Below are 18,686 nucleotides of genomic sequence, written 5' to 3'. Positions count from 1 at the left end.
ATTGATTTTGGATTTTAGATTTTGGATTTTAAATTGAAATTATTGTTTGATTACGAATTACGAATTATTTCAACATTTTTTTCTCTGTTGGATTTCTTCTGTTGTGTATAAACATTGCCCGTAACATTTATACATCAGTTAAATTATTTTTTAAAAAATTTCTTTTTCAGTTTACTATATACTCTATTTATAAATAATTTTGCTAAACGCAATTGAGTTAAATTTTTAATCGGTGTGGAAAAATGGCTTTTGTGGTCAAAAAATTCATTGATTTCTGCCAAAATTACTGTAAATCGCTGAATAATATTTTCACTCCGGTACTCTGATAAAACCTCTGTTGATAAAGTTAAACAAACTGGAGATGTTAAAGATTTTAAAATTTTCTGTACATCATATTCTAGAGAATAGCCAGCTATTTTATAGCAATTAAATCCAGGATCTAAGTAATCAGACAGTCCACCGTTAACGCTAGAAAGAACTTGACAACCACAAGCTAGGGCTTCCATTGGTTGTAAACCAAAACCTTCACTAACGCCTTGTTGCGCCCAATATTCAGCGGAGTCGTAAAGATAAATTTTCGCTCGGTTGAATAATCCCGGTAAATCTTCGATATAAGAGTCAACGACAAATACTTTGCATTTTTGCTGCAATGCGGGAATTAATTCTTTGATTAAATATTCAGAAGATTTCCGAGACTGAACTAAAACATCAATATCTCGTTCTAGATGCAAATTTGTAAATTCATTAGCGATTTGATTAGGTAAATAATAAATAAGATTATTTGGTGCTTTTTGTCCCCAATATCCCATCGTGTTGCGGCTGACTGTAATAATGGGAATATTTGCTGGTAGATTTAATTTATAACCTGCACTGTGAGCATGATAAACCACATTGTATTTGTGCAGTTTAGGCGCTAATTTAGCAATATCAAATCCCCAACTAATTACAAAAATAACATCATTTAAGTTGTTTTCTTTGAGCAGATCATCCAGAAAAATCTGACCTTTTTCGCGTTGACGATAAGTGACAACTTCCGCATTACAAATTCGTTGAGCTAAACTAACTGTTTTTAACTCTGCCCAAAGACCACCACAGGCAAATTTTCCATCTGTACCAGGAACTAAAAAGTAAAGTTTTCTCATTAGACAATTAATAGGTATTTAAGTAGAAAGGCACAAAAAAACCGTAGACGCGGAGCGGCTTCTCGAAGAGTACTATGTAACTAAAAGTAAAGTTGCCCAAAAACCTCTTTCCTTCTGCCCCCTGCCCCCTGCCTTGTCATAACGACAATTTTTAACGCCAACCTACTTATTTAGTCACACCACTTCACTTTGACAAAATGTGATTCACGTCCCCAAGCATCATGTGTCTGAATAATATTTTCAGTCTCAAGGTTAAAGGGGATAGCTGTTGTTAAATAACGTTGAGCGATAGAACCTAAATAGGGTGCAAGTTCAGATGCTGTTGTCGCTGCTAAACCTAAACCTATGAGTTGTTCCATTGGTCGAAATGGTACCAATAAATGCACACCTACAGCTAATCCAGCAGTTAATAGCATTGCTACCGATAAATTTGTACCACAACGGGGATGCACGGCTAAATCCCATTCTCCACTGGTGAGACGATGTTGGGCTAGTGTTACCGCACGTCGCAAATAACTGATATTGACATCACCGTAAAGGTAAAATCCATCTTCTGTAGACAAACCACTTAGTAATTCGTTATCCAATAGCACATTTGTCGGCTTTCCTGGAGGGTAATAAGCGCTTTTAGTTTCACTGAGAACCCAAACAGTAGCGTGTTCTAGGGCGTGAACCTGACGCAGCATGAGAATTTCTTGTAACCCAGGAAGAAAAGATAGCTGTTTAAGTAATTCAGCATCTTGCTTGGGTGATGGTGCTATAAAGTCAAAGTTCAAAAAGTTAAAGGGAGATGAGCCATCTGGAAAAGAAGCAGTAGTATTCATTTTCCCCCAAGCGGATAAAGCAACATATATTTCTTTCCAATGTAGCGCTTGTCGGACTAGATTATTGCTAATTTTTGTGGATAATTTTGGGAAATTTTTGAAAAAGATAAAGGTGTGGGGAAAAGAGTAAATACAAATTATACCCTTTTCCCCTTATGCCTTCCCTGACTTCTTGTAAAAGTCTATTGATTCCTTGAGCCTTTCCTCGGTTATCTGTTTTGCCCAATTGTAAGAGGAATTATGATGTACAGGTTCCGATACTGAAAAGAAAGTTGATTCCTTAGCGTCAACTCCCGCTAAGTGAAAGTTGCGGAACTTGTGGTAGAGGTTCACACTGAAAAAGAGGAGTGAGGAGGAGAACAATCAGTAAACCTCAAAATTGACTTTTCAGCATCCCAGACAGGAATAATAGCTATCGACTAACTAACGGTTTCATCGTTATGGGTGGGGAGAGTACAACAATTGACATCGTTTAAGCATACTTTTCCCCATTGCAAAGCCCAACGAACCAAAGCGACGCGGTTATCGGTCTTGGTTTTGGTGAGAATATTGCTGATATGGTTATCTACTGTACGTTTGCTAATCTCCAGTTTTCCTGCAATTTCTTGGTTAGTTAAGCCTGCGGCCACTAAGTCGATAATTTGCAGTTCTCTGTCTGACAGACTAACAGGGGTCCCAGACTCACTAGCAGCCATGACTTATTTATTCCTCCCTTGGTATATGTACTCAATCGCTCTTTACCAATTCTAAAAGATTCTCTCAGAGGTAGGCATTACAAATGTTCCCACTAATACCAAAGTCAATATTTTCTTTGGATTTGATCTGGAGGTTAATCTAGTCTATAAAATATTTTGTATTAAATAGTACGTTTTTGCATAAAAATTCTCTTGTCTACTGAGGTAGTAAATTTGGAAATTTAAAAGCAGGTATACTCTATTTAGTCACAAAAATTGCTATTGTATTCTATGAATAACTGGAGACAAATGAATAAAGTTTGTTGTATATTTTATACATAATCCTAATCCCAAGTCGTAAATCAAAAATGAGATGAGTAATCCCCGTGTTTTGTGCCTTGGCGAAGTTTTGTTTGATTGTTTAGCTGATCAAATGGGGCTAAAGCTGGAAGAAGTGCAGTCTTGGACTCCCTACCCAGGGGGAGCGCCTGCTAATGTCGCTTGTGCTTTGGTGAAGTTGGGAACGCCAGCAGGGTTTATTGGCGCAGTAGGAGAGGATGAAGCAGGTAATGATCTGGTGAAGCTATTACAGGATATCGGTGTAGATACGACGGGTGTGCAACGTCATCCTATAGCACCAACGCGACAAGTTTATGTTACTAGGGATTTGGCAGGCGATCGCACTTTTGCTGGATTTGGCGAATATGAGACTTCGGAATTTGCTGATACCCGTCTAGTAGCCAAGCAATTACCACATTCGCTGTTTGATGAAGCAGACTTTTTGGTTTTAGGAACTTTAGAACTAGCCTATCCTGAAAGTGAGCAAGCTGTTTTGCGAGCCTTAGAGTTAGCCGAACAATATGATCTGAAAATTATTCTTGATGTGAATTGGCGACCAGTATTTTGGCAAGATGAAAATACAGCCAAGTCAAAAATTCAGGCATTATTAAAGAGATTTGATTTTCTCAAACTGACTAAAGAAGAAGCAGAATGGTTATTTGATACTACAGACCCAGGAGCAATTACTTATCGCTTGAATTCACTGGAAGGAGTTTTGGTGACAGATGGTGAAAATGGTTGCGCCTATTGTTTAGGTGAGAATGAAGGCAAATTACCTGCTTTTTCTATACCTGTTGTTGATACTACGGGTGCGGGAGATAGCTTTTTAGCTGGGTTTATCCATCAATTACATATATCTGGAATTCAAAATTTGCGGGATGGAGAAACCGCAAAACGAGTTGTCACCTATGCTAGTGCTGTGGGGGCGCTAACTACTATTAAACCTGGTGCGATCGCATCCCAACCCACTGCGGCTGAAGTTGATGCTTTTCTGGCTTCTCATCAACTTTAGATCGTTACATATTCAGCAGGGATATCAGCTACTATTGGTTGATATTCCTGACTGGAAAATGGACGAAAATCATCACGCCATTCTGCGGTTAAACTACATAATAAACGTAGCTGAAGTGGTGCTGGTACTGGGTTGATGCGCTCAACGTATACTTTTAGAAGTTCTGAATTTTTGTTGTTTAGTTTAAAAACATCATCTACAATATAGCGGGGACAATAACCAACAATATGATGATCCTTTGTACATAAAAGCAATGCACGTGAGTCATAGGGATTTTGAAATTCGTTAGCTAAATACAAAACTTCTTGGGTTTGTAATTGATGAATTCTTTCGGTTGCAGATGGGGGAAAATGTCGCAAACCATGAGCAAAAAAATGAATTTTGTATAAACCATTTTCATCAGGTTCTGGACAAGGGAAAACTTCATAATGATCTGTTACCTTACGTCCTCCAGAACGCGAAAGAATAGCAATTGGATCATCTTCGTTTTCAGGTATATTCAGCCATTGAATACAATCTTTATAGTCTGGTCGAGAAGTTTGCATCACTCGGTTATAAAACAATGGGAATAATTCAGTTGATTTATAAACCCTGTGCAAATCTGGGAACGAATATACTAGGTTGAAATCACATTTATCTTGTGCTTGTCTAGCTCCTTGGGTGTATACAAAAGTATATTTTTCACCATCAAATGTTAATCTCCCGACAGGGAACCAAGCACGAGTTGTTGGATCTTGCCAAGCTAAGAAAAGAGTTTTCATAGATAAAAAATTCACTGTAAATTTAGCAGTTCCTTTTGATTTAATTCAAGTATTTTGTGAGCAAATTCTATTGCTGGTATGGATATTCGATGTTTGGGAATACGCATAATAATTTTTAAAGTATCATTACTGCTAATTTCTGCCAATCTATCAAGCCAAATTTTTGCAGCATTGGGATAAAGTTTTTTTACTTCACAAAAAACATCAAAGTTTCTGAGGCGGTGTGTATTACCAACTTGGGTATAAAAAACAGAATAGCATTTTTGGGCATAGGATTCAACAGCAAAAGCCTTATCTTTTGTGGTTAATCTTTGTTGTCGTTTGGAGTCAGGCTCGTTTCTACCAAGACTAGAACCATGATCATAAGTTGGTGATAAGTAAATTCTATCTTTAACACTGATAAATGCCCAGTTTTCATGGTGTCGATCAGTATTACCTATCCACGCATCTAACAGCAAGTATCCGACAAAAGTATCAATTGCAGTATTAATTCCTTCTGGTGGTATCCATTCTATCGGTAAGTTAAGCGAAGTAGCTTCAATGGTACTGAATACATTATTAATTGTGTGTTGGGAATGATCTTTTGGATGTTGTGGATAGTCAGGTAATTTTTGAGCGAGAATTTCCCTACCAGTAATGAGAGTACCGTTTTTCCATTCTCCTCGTAAAAATGAGGGTGAAACAGTACCTTTTTCTCCCCTGTATATAGCTAATTCCTGTTCAGCATGGGGTAGTCCCAGTAATTTGCACAATTCAGTAGCAATTTTTTCTGCCCAATCCTCTCCAGTATTTGGTCTAGCTTTCTTAAAGAGACAACGACTAAGGTTATCGTCATAGAACCAGAACTTTATTCGTGTTCCCAAATCCTCAATATCCTGAGAAGCATCTAGGGGAACTTCAATGATTGGAAACAGATCTGACATGATTTATCATGACGGCAAACACATAGTATGGTAATCATCTCATCAACTAGCCTAAATTCCTAAAGCTTTTCTAATCTTCTCTACAATCACTTCAGGCGATTCAGAAACATCAACGCAGATACAATTATTTGGCTCTTCAAGGTCATAAAACTGGCTTTTGAGGAGCTTTTCGGTCATAAAGTGATTTTGTCGCGTTTTTAGCCGTTTTTCAATCACATCAAATGCACCTTTCAGATAAACTAGCTGAACACGATTATCAATTATCAGCATTTGGCGATAACTAGCTTTAAGGGCAGAACAAGCCAAAACTACATTTTTATTTTCTTGTTGCCAATTTTTGATAGCAGCTTGTAAATCTTCTAACCAAGGCATTCTATCAGCATCATTGAGGGGAATACCACCCTGCATTTTTTCGATGTTAGCTGGTGGGTGAAATGTATCAGCGTCGCTAAATTCCCAATTTAGTGATTCTGCTAAAAGTTTCCCAATGCTAGTTTTACCAGAACCAGAAACGCCCATTAAAAGAATAATCATCAGGTTATCAGCTACTTTACACCTATGTTGTGACAGAATTTGATGATCATGTAACCCTAATATTACATTTCATATAGCTTGAGACATATTTAAATATCATTACTTTTTTGAGCTTATTTGCCCTATTAGAGGTTAATATACACAAAATTATAGCCTTGTCAAAATTTTTACTATCAAAATTCAGAATTTTCTCTAGAGGAGTGAATGCAAATGAAAAGGATTATTGTCTGCTGTGATGGAACTTGGCAAACATTAGAAACTCCATATCCAACCAATGTGGTAAAACTGGCTGAAGCTATTAAACCACTCTCTGATGATCACATTTACCAAATATTATTTTACGACGAAGGTCTGGGAACTGGAAACTTAGTCGATAAAATCAGAGGAGGTGCTTTTGGCGTGGGAATTGACCAAGCGATTCAAAAAGCCTACCGTTTTTTGTGCCTCAACTATGAAGAGGGAGATGAAATTTATCTATTTGGTTTCAGTCGTGGTGCTTATACTGCACGCTGCTTGGCTGGATTAATTTATTGTTCAGGATTATTGAAAAGACAATACATTCGGAAGATTCCACAAGCTTACGAGCTTTACCGAAATAGAGATAAAGATACTCATCCTAGTGGTGAAACAGCAGTTAAGTTTCGCGAACAATACGGTGGAAATGTACCTATTGAAGTCTTAGGATGTTGGGATACTGTGGGTGCTTTAGGTGTTCCAGATCTGATTCCTTTTATCCCTCTTGACAACTGGCTTAATAAGAAATATGAGTTTTTTGATACCAAGCTCAACCACCGGATTAAGAAAGCATTCCATGCGGTGGCGATTGACGAAACTCGCAAAGCATTTGATGTAACTCCTATGACTCCTAATGCTGATATTCCAAACCAAGTGACACAAATATGGTTTCCTGGTGATCACGGTTGTGTGGGAGGAGGAACACAATCAACGAGAGGTTTATCAGATGCTGCACTCGATTGGATGATGGCTCAAGTAGCTGCAATTGGTCTAGATTTAGATAAAAGCTGTGTTGAAGATGGGATTAAACCAAATTATCAAACTATTTTTCACCATGATCCAAAAATATTTGGTATTCCTTTACCAAGGATATTACGCAAAGTTGATGGTGAGTTTTCAGATTTGGATGTCACTGTAAAGAAGCGTTGGCAAGATCCTTCGCTCAAGTATAAACCTAAAAATCTGGAAAAATTCCAAGATCAACTTAATGCCTGGAAAGCAGAATAAGTAAGTTGGTAAATCATTATTGTTGGGAAAGAAGGAGGGACTAGGGGCAGGGGGAAAGAATAAAAAACCAATGGTTTATATTAGAATAATCAACACTCATTACTCGGTACTCGGTACGGGCTAAACGCCCCGCTACCGCTAACAGCACTATTCCGGTGAGATTAGATTTTCAGTTTTGCTAAACCCAAATAACGAATGCCTTCTGGAGAAACATCAAAACGACAGGGTAGGACTTCTAAACCCAGGTTTATAGCTTCCCGTAACAACTTACCATATACAGGGTCGGTACTGTCACCAGGGGCAAACTCTGGACAATCACCCCGATTAATAAAATACAGCATCACTCCCCGGCTTTGAGGTAAAAGTGCCATTAATTCTCGTAAATGCTTTTGTCCTCTTGTGGTTTCTGTGTCGGGAAACAGTGCTAAATTACCTTGTGTCCAAGTCGTATTTTTCACTTCTAAATAAATCGGAAGTTGTTCATCACTTCCTGTTAAAAAGAAATCTACTCGACTTTTTTTATCTTGGCCATAAACCACTTCACCTTTAATTTGGCTATAGTCACCTAATTCTGGAAAAAGATGTTTTTCTAAAGCTAATTTCACTACCCGATTTGGTAAAGCTGTATTCACACCTACCCAAGTCGGTTCTATATTTTCTACTTGAATTAACTCTAAGGTATAAGCTAATTTGCGGTTAGGATTATCACTTTTAGAAAGCTGTACTGCACTACCAATAGTTGAAACTCCAGTCATTGGCCCTGTATTGGGACAGTGTGCTGTCACTACTTCCCCTGAAGCTAGTTGAACATCAGCAAAAAAGCGCTTGTAGCGTTTGAGCAAAATACCAGAATATAGTGTTGGATAGCGATAAAGCCAATCAGTCATTGTAATAATTCAGAGGGAACTCTTAACAGTGAAGGGGGAACAGTGAAACCCACCCTTAAAAGAGTGAGATTGAAAACTTGGACGTTTTATTGTTCGGGCTACGTTTTCATTACTAAAGTTTTAAGAAATAAGACACTTTCTATTCTCTGTTCCCTTTATTTTGTAAATTGTCTCATTAATATCACAAAATGGTAACTTTTGTAGTTAAATTTACGATATTTAAATTCTAGTGGCATATAATAGAGATCACATACCTCCTATGTAAAAAAACTGGGAGGGTTAAAAAATGCAAGGAGAAATATCCTATGCAAGAAGTCTCACGTGCGACGGAATTAGAATATGCTTTTCTGTTTACTCTCAGAAAGGTAAATTCGATTAATACTGAAGATTTACAGCCATTTTTTCATAATTTACCAGTTGATCCTTACATTAAGGGAGAATATCGCTCCAGAAGGTTATCGCGGCTGATAGTTTCAGGGGATAAGTTGATTAAACTTCCTCATGGACATCTATTTCAAAGCGGAGAATATAATCCTTTATTGGGTGATATCAAAAGAGAGTTTGCAGATTTGGATGATAGGTTGGTAGAACTGGATATTTTTAAGAAGGTTGTTTTAGCATTTTGTGATTCTTGTCAACTTCACCCGGAAGCAGAAATTGGTGTTCATCAAATCAGAACTAGTTGTTCCCCTGGACATTTAGGAAATCCAGCACCGGAAGGTATCCATCAAGATGGTACTGATTTTATTGGGATATTTGCTGTGAGTAGAAACAATATTCAAGGTGGAGAAACGCATTTGTACAATGCTAAAAAAGAGAAACCAGTTTTTAACAAGATCCTCCAACCAGGAGAACTGCTTTTAGTTAATGATCATGAATTTTTTCACTTTACTACTCCCATTAAACCTCAAAATCCAACTACTGGAACTAGGGATGTTTTTGTGCTGACTTCTCCTAGTTTAATTGTAGATTGAGTATTGTTTATAGAGGATGTCTGGAAAAGTTGTAGAGTTTACCTAAGAGGATGTCTGAGAAGTATCAGAATTGATCAAGATCCCCCCTCACCCCCCTTTCCAAGGGGGGATAAATTACTCAAAGTCCTCCTTTTTAAGGAGGATTTAGGAGGATCTACAAGTGTTAGATCTCACACGAAAAAGTTTTCAGACATCCTCTAAGAACCCCACTCTAAACCTCTCCCCCCTTGGGAGGAGAGGCTTTGATATTATATATAGGATGGCTATAGAAGTATTATTGAAAATAAAAGATTATGAATGAGGAATTTTACAATCGGGGATTAGAAAAAGCTCAACAAAAAGATTATGCTGGTGCGATTGCAGAATTTAACCAAGCTATACAGGTAGATCCTTATTTTAGCGCCGCTTACGTAAAACGGGGTTTAGCATATTATGATTCAGGTGCAATTCTCCAAGCTGTTTCTGATTATACCGAAGCTATCAAACTTGATAACAAAAGTGTCCAAGCTTATTATTGTCGCGCTTTAGCTAGGTTGGCGCTGAAAAATTTACCTGGTTGTTTAGAAGATGTAGAAAAAGCGATTCAGCTGAATCTGAATTTTGCTGCTGGTTATGATTTGCGGGGGATAGTGCGACGCAAACAGGGATATATTCAAGATGCGATCGCTAATTTTAAAAAAGCCGCAGAATTATATCTAGTACAAAAGGATGCAGAAAATTGTCGTCTCTGTTTGGAGAAGATTAAACAAATACAACCTCAAGAAAAATCTACCGTAAATCCACCCACTTCTAAACCGACTCCTGTCATATCTACTAAAGATTATTTCACGCAATTATTAGATAAGGCGGAAAAGGGAGACACAGGAGAAGCAATTGCTGATTTAAATTGGATTTTAAAAGCTGATTCCCAAGATGCACAAGCTTATTGCTGTCGTGGGGTGGTGCGTTGTAAAATGGGAAATTATCGAGAAGCGATCGCAGATTTTAATCAAGCACTACAACTAAATTTTCAAGCTGCTATTGTCTATCGCAATCGGGGAAAGGCTCGTTCGCAGTTAGGAGATCATCAAGGGGCGTTATCGGATTTTAACCAAGCAATCAAGATAGAACCAGAAAATGGTTTAGTCTATATTGCTAGAGGTAATGTTTATCGGTCAATGGGTAACTATCTGGCTGCTATTCAAGACTACGCTCAAGCCTTACAAATTAATCCCCATGATCCACAAGCTTACTACAATCGCGGACTAGCTTACACCTTTTTAGAAGAAATGTCAAAAGCGATCGCAGATTATCAAAAAGCAGCGAGTATATTTTGTGAACAAGAAGACTGGGAAAATTATCAACAAGTATTAAATAGCCTGCAAAAAATCCAGTCATCTGTCCCAGAAACAAACAAAGCCACCCATAATCTATTACGTCAAAAACTGTTACGTCTAGTGGGGGGATATTGGGAAATCGCCCAAAGACTGATTCAGCAAAAGAAAAATGTGTATCCGGGGATGTCGGAAGAGTGGTATTTACAAAAAGTGATTAATGATTGGGAAAGCGATCGCAGTTAAATAATTCGTAATTCGTAATTAGGTTTTGTGACGGGGATTTAAACCCACGGTACTCGGTTAAACTCCAAAAATATCCCCTAATTCCCTGAAAAACCAGGAATATCAGCCTACTCAGACAACCGCCAAATTTTAATTTTCTTATCTTCCCCACCACTAACCAAAGTCTTACCATCAGCACTAAAAGCCAAAGATGTGACTGTACTAGTATCTCCCTGTAAGGTGCTAATTTCCTTACCTGTAGACACATCCCATAATTTAATCGTGCGATCGCGGTTAGCACCAGCTAAAATCTTACCATCTGGGCTAAAAGCAATAGTCGTCACATTATTCTCTTGTCCCATCAGAGTAGGAATTTCCGCCCCAGTTTCGATATTCCACAGTTTAATTTTGCGATACTTGGGGTGAGCGTAGCTATCGCGGCTAACACTTGCTAAAATTTTACCATCAGGGCTAAAAGCGACAGTAGTCACAGTTTGTAAATTGGGTGTAATTGTACGAATTGGCTTTTCTTGAGCAATATTCCAGAGTTTAATCGTCTTGTCAAAACTACCACTGGCTAAGGTGACACCATTAGGACTCATCGCTACAGTTCGCACCCAGTAAGAATGACCTTTAAAAGTATGAATTAGCTTTCCCTCTGCTAAATTCCAAACTTTAATTGTTTTGTCATCACTAGCACTCACTAAAGTTTTTCCATCAGCGCTAATCGCCAAAGCATGAACTGCGTCAGCATGACTTATTAAAGTATGAATCAGCTTTTTAGTGCTTAAATTCCAAACTTTAATTGTGGAATCATCACTACCACTAATCAAACTTTTACCATCAGGGCTAATAGCTACCACATTTACCTTTTTTGTATGTCCTTTCAGGGCTGTAATTTCCTGATCTGTGCTAATATCCCATAAATTAATGATGCTATTTTTTTCCTCGCAGCCCTTCGTGCAATCGCCACTACTAGCAATCATCTTACCATCAGGACTAATCGCCACAGACAAAATCAAATCTTCCTCACCTGGGAGAGTTTTCACCAAAGACATTTTCCCCAAAGATTCCTCTTGAGACTGATGGACAATAGCATCACTCTTAACTGTACTAATTGGTGGTGGACTGAAACTAGAGGAAAGACCAGTTTTTAACTGGCGAAAATGTCTATAACCAGATTCTCCCAACCCCAAAGATAAAATCACCCCAGCTATCAAAAGTACATTTCTCAGGAAAATATATTTTTTTGGATAAGTAGTTGAATGATTTTTTGGTAATTGGACAAATGAATTACTAGCTGGTGGTAATATATGTGTATACTGTTTACTCAAATCTCTGATAACTTCATTAGCTGATTGGTAGCGATTCTTAATATCTATTTGTAACAGCTTATCTATAGCTTGTGCTACTTCATTACTCACAGGAGTTCGCAAATAATTCTGCCAAGTTTTTACCCAACTGTATCCATGTTCCATCCACAATTGGAAAGGAGAAATTCCCGTTAATAAATGAAAGCAAGTAGCCCCTAAACTAAATAAATCACTAGCGGGATAAGCTTTGCCATCTCTAATTTGTTCAATGGAAGAATAACCATGTGAACCAATTGAAGTTCCATGCTTTTTTTGACCTTTGGCTGTTAATTGTTTAGAAGAACCAAAATCAATTAAAATTAATCTGCCATCACTTTTCCTGCGAATAATATTTTCTGGCTTGATATCTCGATGAATAACTCCCCGCTCATGAATAAACTGGATAATCGGCAACAAATCTAGCAAAATAGATTGAATATCCCAATCTCTATAGGTCTTTCTTAATTGCAACTCTGTTAATAAATTATGTCCATCAATAAATTGCTGAACTAAATACAAACAGTTATCTTGCTCAAAGTAAGCTAATAGAGTGGGAATTTGTGGATGTTCTCCAAGTTCACGAAGTCGCTTTGCTTCTTCACTAAACAACTCCATTGCTTTCTTTTGTGACCAAGTTCCTTGGAATTTTGGAGCTAATTGTTTAACTACACAGTAGTCATTTAATTTATCTGTATCTTCTGATAGATAGGTTCTACCAAATCCCCCTTCATCTGAAAGCACCCGAATGACACGGAAGCGATTTCTTAAAAGTGGTACAAGGGGAGTTTTACAAGTTTGACAAAGCTGATTTCCCTTTGGATTTTGGGGATTTGAACAATCTGGATTTAAGCAGCAAATCATGATCTGAGATGCGTGAATGCATGATAAATAATCCGTAATCGTACTCTGTTTTCCTGAATATGGGAAAATTAATAGAGCTATATAATTAATTATTTATTTTCTGATTATATAATATTCAAAAATTAAAAACTGGTCAAAATGCCACTATGATTTGATGTATACTTTGCTATCAAATCGGCAATTAGCTATTCGGTAAATATATCTTTATCTAATCACAGATTATCTGTGTTTATTTGTACAATAGGTTACTAAATTTATGTCTTAAATTAACAAATTCTGGGGGTCTAAATCCCCGTTGCAAAACTTAATTACGTATCCCTAGCGGGACTGTAGGCACTATTACGTTAGCGTTCGCGTAGCGTGCCGTAGGCATAGTTCCTCTGAAAGAGGCATTACGAATTACGTATCCCTAGCGTTTCCGAAGGAAATATTACGAATTACGAATTACGAATTATTTTAACCTTGCCATGTTTTAAACCACTTATTTAAAACTGTATTGATAGTCTGTTTAATTTGATGCTTACGATTCCATTTTTGGAAAGCAACTTCGTATTCTTCACCTTTAGTTTGAAACGTATTCCAGATATCCAGCCCTATGGCTAAACCGCAAAATAGTAAAATATAAAGTGACCAAGAAAGAGTATTGCCCCCAATCAAGTCCATCAGCAGCAAAAAACCATTGACAATAGTATAATTACCAAGACGCTTTTTGAATTTACCCCAGCGGTAAACCTCAAAAGCTTGGCGCTGCTGGACTTCACTTTTTTGTCCTAACCAGTCCTGTTCTGCAACTTTTACTAAATCAGGTGATATTTGTAACTCAGCAGCAATTTCTAGTATCTGCTGATATGAAAATTCTTGATCAAGATCGTCAGTTTGACGAGCGATCGCTAATTGCAGAATTTGCTGCACCTCTTCTTGGCTATAAGAACGCAGGCTGTTAGATTCAAACGCCGTCATAATGCTTTCTCAAAAAGGAATTTTAATAATAGAGAGCCAGTATCACCAATCTTCGCGCTATTCCTACACTAGCAAATCTAGATGAGGGTGGCGATAGAGATTTATAACTGCAAGCAAAGCTGAAGACTCTCAAAAAATCTGCTGCTGACGAGAATTTAGCAGCGCATAATAACCAAAGAAGTTGCAGCAGGAGATAAAAAAACCAATGCTTGAAGATAACGGATCAATTCGCACCCTATCGGTGGATATTGGCGGTAGTGGTGTCAAAGTCATGGTTTTGGATATTACAGGTAAACCATTAACAGAAAGGGGAAGGTTAGAAACACCCCAACCCGCGACACCAGAAGTAGTCATTAATGCCATTGCGATGTTAGCCTCATCTCAAGGTGAGTATCATCGAGTTTCCGTTGGTTTTCCTGGTGTTGTGCGTTGTGGAGTCACGGAAACAGCCGCCAACCTAGATCAAAGTTGGATTGGGTTTGATTTAGCAACAACACTGGCTGGACGACTAAATAAACCCGTGAAAGTAATTAATGATGCAGATATGCAAGGACTAGGTGCAATTGCAGGTCAAGGTGTGGAATTGGTGATTACCCTGGGGACTGGTTTTGGTTCCGCTTTATTTGTTGATGGTAAGTTAGTACCAAATATGGAGATGGGACATCATCTGTTTCGTCAAGGGAAGACTTATGAAGAACAGCTAGGACGTGCAGCCTTGGAAAAAATTGGGGATAAAAAATGGAATCGGCGGTTAGAAAAAGCGATCGCATCTTTGCAAAGTCTGTTTAACTATGATTGTCTTTACATCGGCGGTGGTGAAGCGGTGCGAGTGAATATGAATTTGCCCTTAAACGTGAAACTTATTCCCAATATCACCGGGTTATTAGGTGGTATTGCTTTGTGGCGAGATTAGCTGTTTTAATCCCCACTGATATCGTGTTCGGTTAAAGACTTATAGTTAGGGAACCGCGCGGTGAAGGGGGGACGCGATGACTTTTTTAATATAGCAATTAAGCGAACATGATATGAGTTATAAACAAATTTGTTAATAGTTTAAAGCCTCAACAAGTTATATCAATTCACTTAATTAAAGCTACAAATGAATCTTCGCGTCTGTGCGTCCCCTGACCCATCTGTCCATTTGTATCAACCTGAAAGTAAAACCGCATTACTCCCACGCCTTGGGAACAGGAAATAGGAAAAACTTTTAAGAGTTCCCTATTCGCTGTTCCCTTTTTCGATAAATTTGTACCTCAACTGACAAGAAAACGCTATATTATTAATCTTTAACAAACTTAGGTCGAGTCTGTTGATTTAAATTCATTTGTTCGTTTAGCTGTTCCCACTTTTCTTGTTCAATCAGGTAAATAAATTCGTCGAGGTTTTGACGATACTGATGTAGCGAGTGTAGCAAGGCTTGACGATTATATTGTGCCATCATCACCCCTAATTCTGGATTCCCACCACCAACACGGCTGGTATCTCGAAAACCTGAACTAGCAAGATTTTGGGCAAGGTGGGCAATTTCTAGGTCTGTTTCACTCAAACAAGCAGCTATCAAGGAGGCACTAACCATCACAGGTAAATGAGAAATCCAACTAACAGCACGGTCGTGTTTTTCTGGCTGACAATGGTAGATAATAGAACCAAGCGATCGCACAATTTCCTCTAACACTGTAATGGCACTAATTGGCGTTGTCGCTACAGGTGTGAGTACATAAGGACGATTAACAAACAAATTTCGTTGTGCAGATTCTATGCCTACATCCGTATTTCCCGCCATTGGATGACCACCAATAAAATTTTCCCAAATGGGGGCAATCGCCTCTACAATTGGTGTTTTTACTGAACCTACATCAGTCACGATAGTAGTCGCAGGTAAATGAGCAATTAGCTGTTCAACTTGAGGCACAATAAGTCCTATAGGGGTGCAAATAAATACAACATCGGCTGATGCCAACAGGCTCAAGTCAACTGAGGCTTCATTCACACTTCCCAAATCAACAGCTTTTTTACAGGTTGATTCACGACGGCTAACTCCTAAAACATGATGTCCTTGCGACTGTAAATCAAAACCCAGAGAGCCGCCTATCAGTCCCAGTCCTAAAATACCAATTTTCATTTTTTCAATTGACAACTAAACTTTTACATATTCTCTGCATAACTTTACCAACTATTAAAGTTGGCATCTGAGAGGTAGGCTCATGACTATAGAGGAATTATTAGAAAAATATGCAAGGGGAGTCTTAGATTTTAGTGGCGCTGAACTAGCGGAAGTCAACTTGAGCGGCACTAAACTTAATGGTGTTAATCTCAGCCAAGCTAATCTCAGCGTAGCTAACCTCAGTGGAATAAACCTCTCCGAAGCTAATTTGAGTTATGCCAAGCTGAATGTAGCTAGGCTCAGTGGCGCAAATCTGGCTGGGGCAATTCTTAACAACTCCAGTCTCAATGTCGCTAATTTGATTAGAGCAGATTTTAGTCGCACTCAACTCCGTCACGCTTCCTTAGTTCGCGCTGAGTTAATTCGCACTGATTTCACTCGCGCTGATATGAGTGAAGCTAACCTCAACAGTGCCGATTTACGAGAAGCTACACTGCGTCAGGCTAATCTCCGTCACGCTAACTTGAGCGAAGCCAATTTAAGAGGCTCTTGTTTGCGGGAAGCCAACTTAGAAATGGCTAATTTAAACGCCACTGATTTGACTTCTTCCGATCTCAGTGGGGCAAATTTACGTGACAGTGAGTTGAGACAGTCCCAACTTTGCATGGCCAATCTTAGTGGAGCAGACTTAAGTGGGGCAAATCTTCGTTGGGCAGATTTGAGAGGAGCAAATCTAATTTGGGCAGATTTGAGCAATGCCAAACTGAGTGGAGCCAACTTAACTGGGGCAGATTTGAGTAATGCCAATTTAACCAATGCAAGTTTAGTACACGCTAACTTAACTCAGACAAAATTAATTAAAGTCGAATGGATTGGTGCTGACTTAACTGGAGCTACATTAACTGGTACAAAACTTTACGCCACTCCCCGTTTTGGTTTAAAAATTGAAGGCATCAAATGCGACTGGGTTGACCTTTCGCCTACAGGCGATCGCACCATCATTCAAAATTTTAATGAGGAAGAATCACGGGACTTTTTTAATGCTACTCCGCCGACAATTCGCATTATTGTAGACTTACCTTTAGAACACGAAGCTAACTTTGTTCTCGCTGGGACTTATTACCAAATTGCTCAAGAATATGCGGGACTGATACAAATACCCAGTGTAGAAAACGGAAGCCGTAGAACTATTTTTACCTTTCGAGTCGATAGCGATGAAGCTTTATTACCAACAGCTTTTATGGCTATTCTTCCCTTTAAGGATGCCGCTGCTACCCAAAAAAATATCTACACAATGGTAGAGATGATTCGTAAAGAAACGATGACTAACCAAAGTTTCAAATCACCACAACTTGTCAAAAAAATAATCTTCTTGGTAGAGGAAGCTCTGAATAAGTCAAAGACAATTAAACAGACGAAAAAGAATCTAGAAGTAGCAGCAAAATTAAGATTTTTTAAAGCGCCAACCCAAACAATATTAACAAATTCTAACGCTCAATCTTTAACTCTTTATGATCATCCTAACTTTGGCAAACGATTGATGAATCGTCCTATGAGTACTTCTGTTGATGATATATCGATTGAATCAGAATATATTATGCCTTCACTCAAGATGACCTTAGATTTTGTGCAAGGATTTTATTTCATGGGTCGATAATCCAGTAATCTGAATTGATTGATTCGTAAGAATTCAGGAGTCAGGAGTCAGGAGTCAGGAGTCAGGAGTCAGAATGCTTATGAAATGAAGAATAGAGAGAGGTGAGATTTTATCAAAATCATCAAAGTTTACTAAAAAAGCCTTTATTCTCCTGAACCGAGGTCTGCGTAGCGTCTTCTGTATTCTCTATCCTGAATACTTACATGGATTTTATAATCCTCAGACTAAATTAGTATAAATAATAGATTTTGGGAGTCAAACAATGCGCGATGGCTTTAATCGGATGATGGGTAAAACTCGCTATGTCGTCTGTCGTCTATTCCTGCATTTAAACGGGGGCGAAGTAGCACCAATTTTGGGAATCTTAAACCGCGCCGCACGGGAAGCAATTGATGCTGATGGCGATTTGGAAGTTTTGGGAGAAGAATTAGTCTCAATCTGCCAAAGCCTACTTCAATATGATGAATACTGGACTTCAGCCGCTAATGAAGGCGATGTATTTTGGAGTGAAGGCGAAGCGGGAGATTATGTCAATGAATTATTTACCGACTCCGCCCAAAGATATCTCAGTGAACCAGATTTTAGTGCAGTTTCCCGTTTCGATGAACCTTTATCTATCCCTGTCACCCGCAACGTAGTAGTCATGCTGACAGTGGCTTATGAAGGAGAAGTACCAGAATTAGAAGCAGATCTTTCTAATATCCAGGCGCTGAAGGAAGGCTTTAAAGCTTTAATCAATCTGCACTACAAACATAAACTCCGAGCCATCCAAGTGCATTTTTCACCAGCCCAGTTAGGTGACGAACTGACTAACGATCAGTTGTTGCAGTATTTTCCGGAATTGATTCCTTTGTAATTTGTTAGTTAGTCTATAATTACTACCCGCATCGATCACTTTAGGA

The 18,686-nt window shown here is 38.4% G+C and carries 17 protein-coding genes; 7 read left to right on the top strand and 10 right to left on the bottom strand.

Annotated elements, in window-relative coordinates; translation table 11 throughout:
* Nucleotides 1-143: 143 nt before the first annotated feature.
* The 3 genes from H6G59_RS00570 to pedR form a co-directional block, all read right to left on the bottom strand.
* Nucleotides 144-1,142, bottom strand: a complete 999-nt coding sequence (locus tag H6G59_RS00570) for a glycosyltransferase (protein ID WP_190711235.1) — start codon at nt 1,140-1,142, stop codon at nt 144-146.
* Between the two features lie 170 nt (nt 1,143-1,312).
* Nucleotides 1,313-1,966 carry a DUF6391 domain-containing protein gene (locus tag H6G59_RS00565; RefSeq protein WP_190711234.1) on the bottom strand — a complete coding sequence of 218 codons (654 nt, stop codon included), beginning with the start codon at nt 1,964-1,966 and terminating at the stop codon, nt 1,313-1,315.
* 419 nt (nt 1,967-2,385) lie between these two features.
* The gene (gene pedR, locus H6G59_RS00560; protein WP_190711233.1) at nt 2,386-2,661 is read right to left on the bottom strand and encodes a photosynthetic electron transport-dependent transcriptional regulator PedR; all 276 of its coding nucleotides are present in this window, start codon (nt 2,659-2,661) and stop codon (nt 2,386-2,388) included.
* Nucleotides 2,662-3,013: 352 nt separating this feature from the next.
* On the opposite strand from pedR, the gene H6G59_RS00555 reads away from it, so the two are divergent.
* Nucleotides 3,014-3,991, top strand: coding sequence for a carbohydrate kinase family protein (locus H6G59_RS00555; RefSeq protein ID WP_190711232.1), 978 nt, complete (start codon nt 3,014-3,016; stop codon nt 3,989-3,991).
* On the opposite strand, the gene H6G59_RS00550 is transcribed toward H6G59_RS00555, so the two are convergent.
* Genes H6G59_RS00550 through H6G59_RS00540 form a run of 3 tightly spaced genes read right to left on the bottom strand, consistent with a single transcriptional unit; the run spans nt 3,988 to nt 6,209 of the window.
* Complete coding sequence (locus H6G59_RS00550) at nt 3,988-4,752, bottom strand: HIRAN domain-containing protein (protein ID WP_190711231.1); 765 nt, start codon at nt 4,750-4,752, stop codon at nt 3,988-3,990. The genes H6G59_RS00555 and H6G59_RS00550 overlap by 4 nt on opposite strands.
* Before the next feature lie 11 nt (nt 4,753-4,763).
* Complete coding sequence (locus tag H6G59_RS00545; protein ID WP_190711230.1) at nt 4,764-5,675, bottom strand: HipA domain-containing protein; 912 nt, start codon at nt 5,673-5,675, stop codon at nt 4,764-4,766.
* A 51-nt stretch (nt 5,676-5,726) separates the two neighbouring features.
* Nucleotides 5,727-6,209, bottom strand: coding sequence for a gluconokinase (locus H6G59_RS00540; RefSeq protein WP_190711229.1), 483 nt, complete (start codon nt 6,207-6,209; stop codon nt 5,727-5,729).
* Nucleotides 6,210-6,419: 210 nt separating this feature from the next.
* Between H6G59_RS00540 and H6G59_RS00535 the strand changes: the two genes are divergently transcribed.
* Nucleotides 6,420-7,451, top strand: a complete 1,032-nt coding sequence (locus tag H6G59_RS00535; RefSeq protein ID WP_190711228.1) for a DUF2235 domain-containing protein — start codon at nt 6,420-6,422, stop codon at nt 7,449-7,451.
* Between the two features lie 161 nt (nt 7,452-7,612).
* Here H6G59_RS00535 and sfsA read toward each other — a convergent pair whose 3' ends face one another.
* On the bottom strand, nt 7,613-8,338 hold the full coding sequence (sfsA, locus tag H6G59_RS00530) for a DNA/RNA nuclease SfsA (protein ID WP_190711227.1): 726 nt from the start codon (nt 8,336-8,338) through the stop codon (nt 7,613-7,615).
* Between the two features lie 305 nt (nt 8,339-8,643).
* Between sfsA and H6G59_RS00525 the strand changes: the two genes are divergently transcribed.
* Together H6G59_RS00525 and H6G59_RS00520 are read left to right on the top strand one after the other, a co-directional pair.
* Nucleotides 8,644-9,312 carry a 2OG-Fe dioxygenase family protein gene (locus tag H6G59_RS00525; protein WP_190711226.1) on the top strand — a complete coding sequence of 223 codons (669 nt, stop codon included), beginning with the start codon at nt 8,644-8,646 and terminating at the stop codon, nt 9,310-9,312.
* 293 nt (nt 9,313-9,605) lie between these two features.
* Nucleotides 9,606-10,871 (top strand): tetratricopeptide repeat protein, encoded by a 1,266-nt coding sequence (locus tag H6G59_RS00520; protein ID WP_190711225.1) that lies wholly within the window; start codon nt 9,606-9,608, stop codon nt 10,869-10,871.
* A gap of 107 nt (nt 10,872-10,978) precedes the next feature.
* Here H6G59_RS00520 and H6G59_RS00515 read toward each other — a convergent pair whose 3' ends face one another.
* On the bottom strand, nt 10,979-13,063 hold the full coding sequence (locus tag H6G59_RS00515) for a serine/threonine-protein kinase (protein ID WP_190711224.1): 2,085 nt from the start codon (nt 13,061-13,063) through the stop codon (nt 10,979-10,981).
* A gap of 456 nt (nt 13,064-13,519) precedes the next feature.
* The gene (locus H6G59_RS00510) at nt 13,520-14,023 is read right to left on the bottom strand and encodes a 2TM domain-containing protein (protein WP_190711223.1); all 504 of its coding nucleotides are present in this window, start codon (nt 14,021-14,023) and stop codon (nt 13,520-13,522) included.
* A 205-nt stretch (nt 14,024-14,228) separates the two neighbouring features.
* Between H6G59_RS00510 and H6G59_RS00505 the strand changes: the two genes are divergently transcribed.
* On the top strand, nt 14,229-14,936 hold the full coding sequence (locus H6G59_RS00505) for an ROK family protein (RefSeq protein WP_190711222.1): 708 nt from the start codon (nt 14,229-14,231) through the stop codon (nt 14,934-14,936).
* Between the two features lie 366 nt (nt 14,937-15,302).
* Here the strand turns inward: H6G59_RS00505 and H6G59_RS00500 are convergent, their stop codons facing one another.
* A complete protein-coding gene (locus H6G59_RS00500) occupies nt 15,303-16,145 on the bottom strand; it encodes a prephenate/arogenate dehydrogenase (protein ID WP_190711221.1) in 843 nt (280 codons plus the stop codon).
* A gap of 82 nt (nt 16,146-16,227) precedes the next feature.
* On the opposite strand from H6G59_RS00500, the gene H6G59_RS00495 reads away from it, so the two are divergent.
* Both H6G59_RS00495 and H6G59_RS00490 read left to right on the top strand, forming a co-directional pair.
* Entirely contained in the window at nt 16,228-17,784 is a 1,557-nt protein-coding gene (locus H6G59_RS00495; protein WP_190711220.1) for a pentapeptide repeat-containing protein, read from the top strand.
* A 262-nt stretch (nt 17,785-18,046) separates the two neighbouring features.
* A complete protein-coding gene (locus tag H6G59_RS00490) occupies nt 18,047-18,640 on the top strand; it encodes a DUF1517 domain-containing protein (RefSeq protein WP_190711219.1) in 594 nt (197 codons plus the stop codon).
* The last annotated feature ends 46 nt before the right edge of the window (nt 18,641-18,686 follow it).

This window comes from Anabaena lutea FACHB-196 (genome assembly GCF_014698305.1).
Lineage (GTDB): Bacteria > Cyanobacteriota > Cyanobacteriia > Cyanobacteriales > Nostocaceae > Anabaena > Anabaena lutea.
The sequence above is the reverse complement of the archived record's forward strand: the minus strand, read 5'-3'. Positions and strand labels throughout refer to the sequence as shown.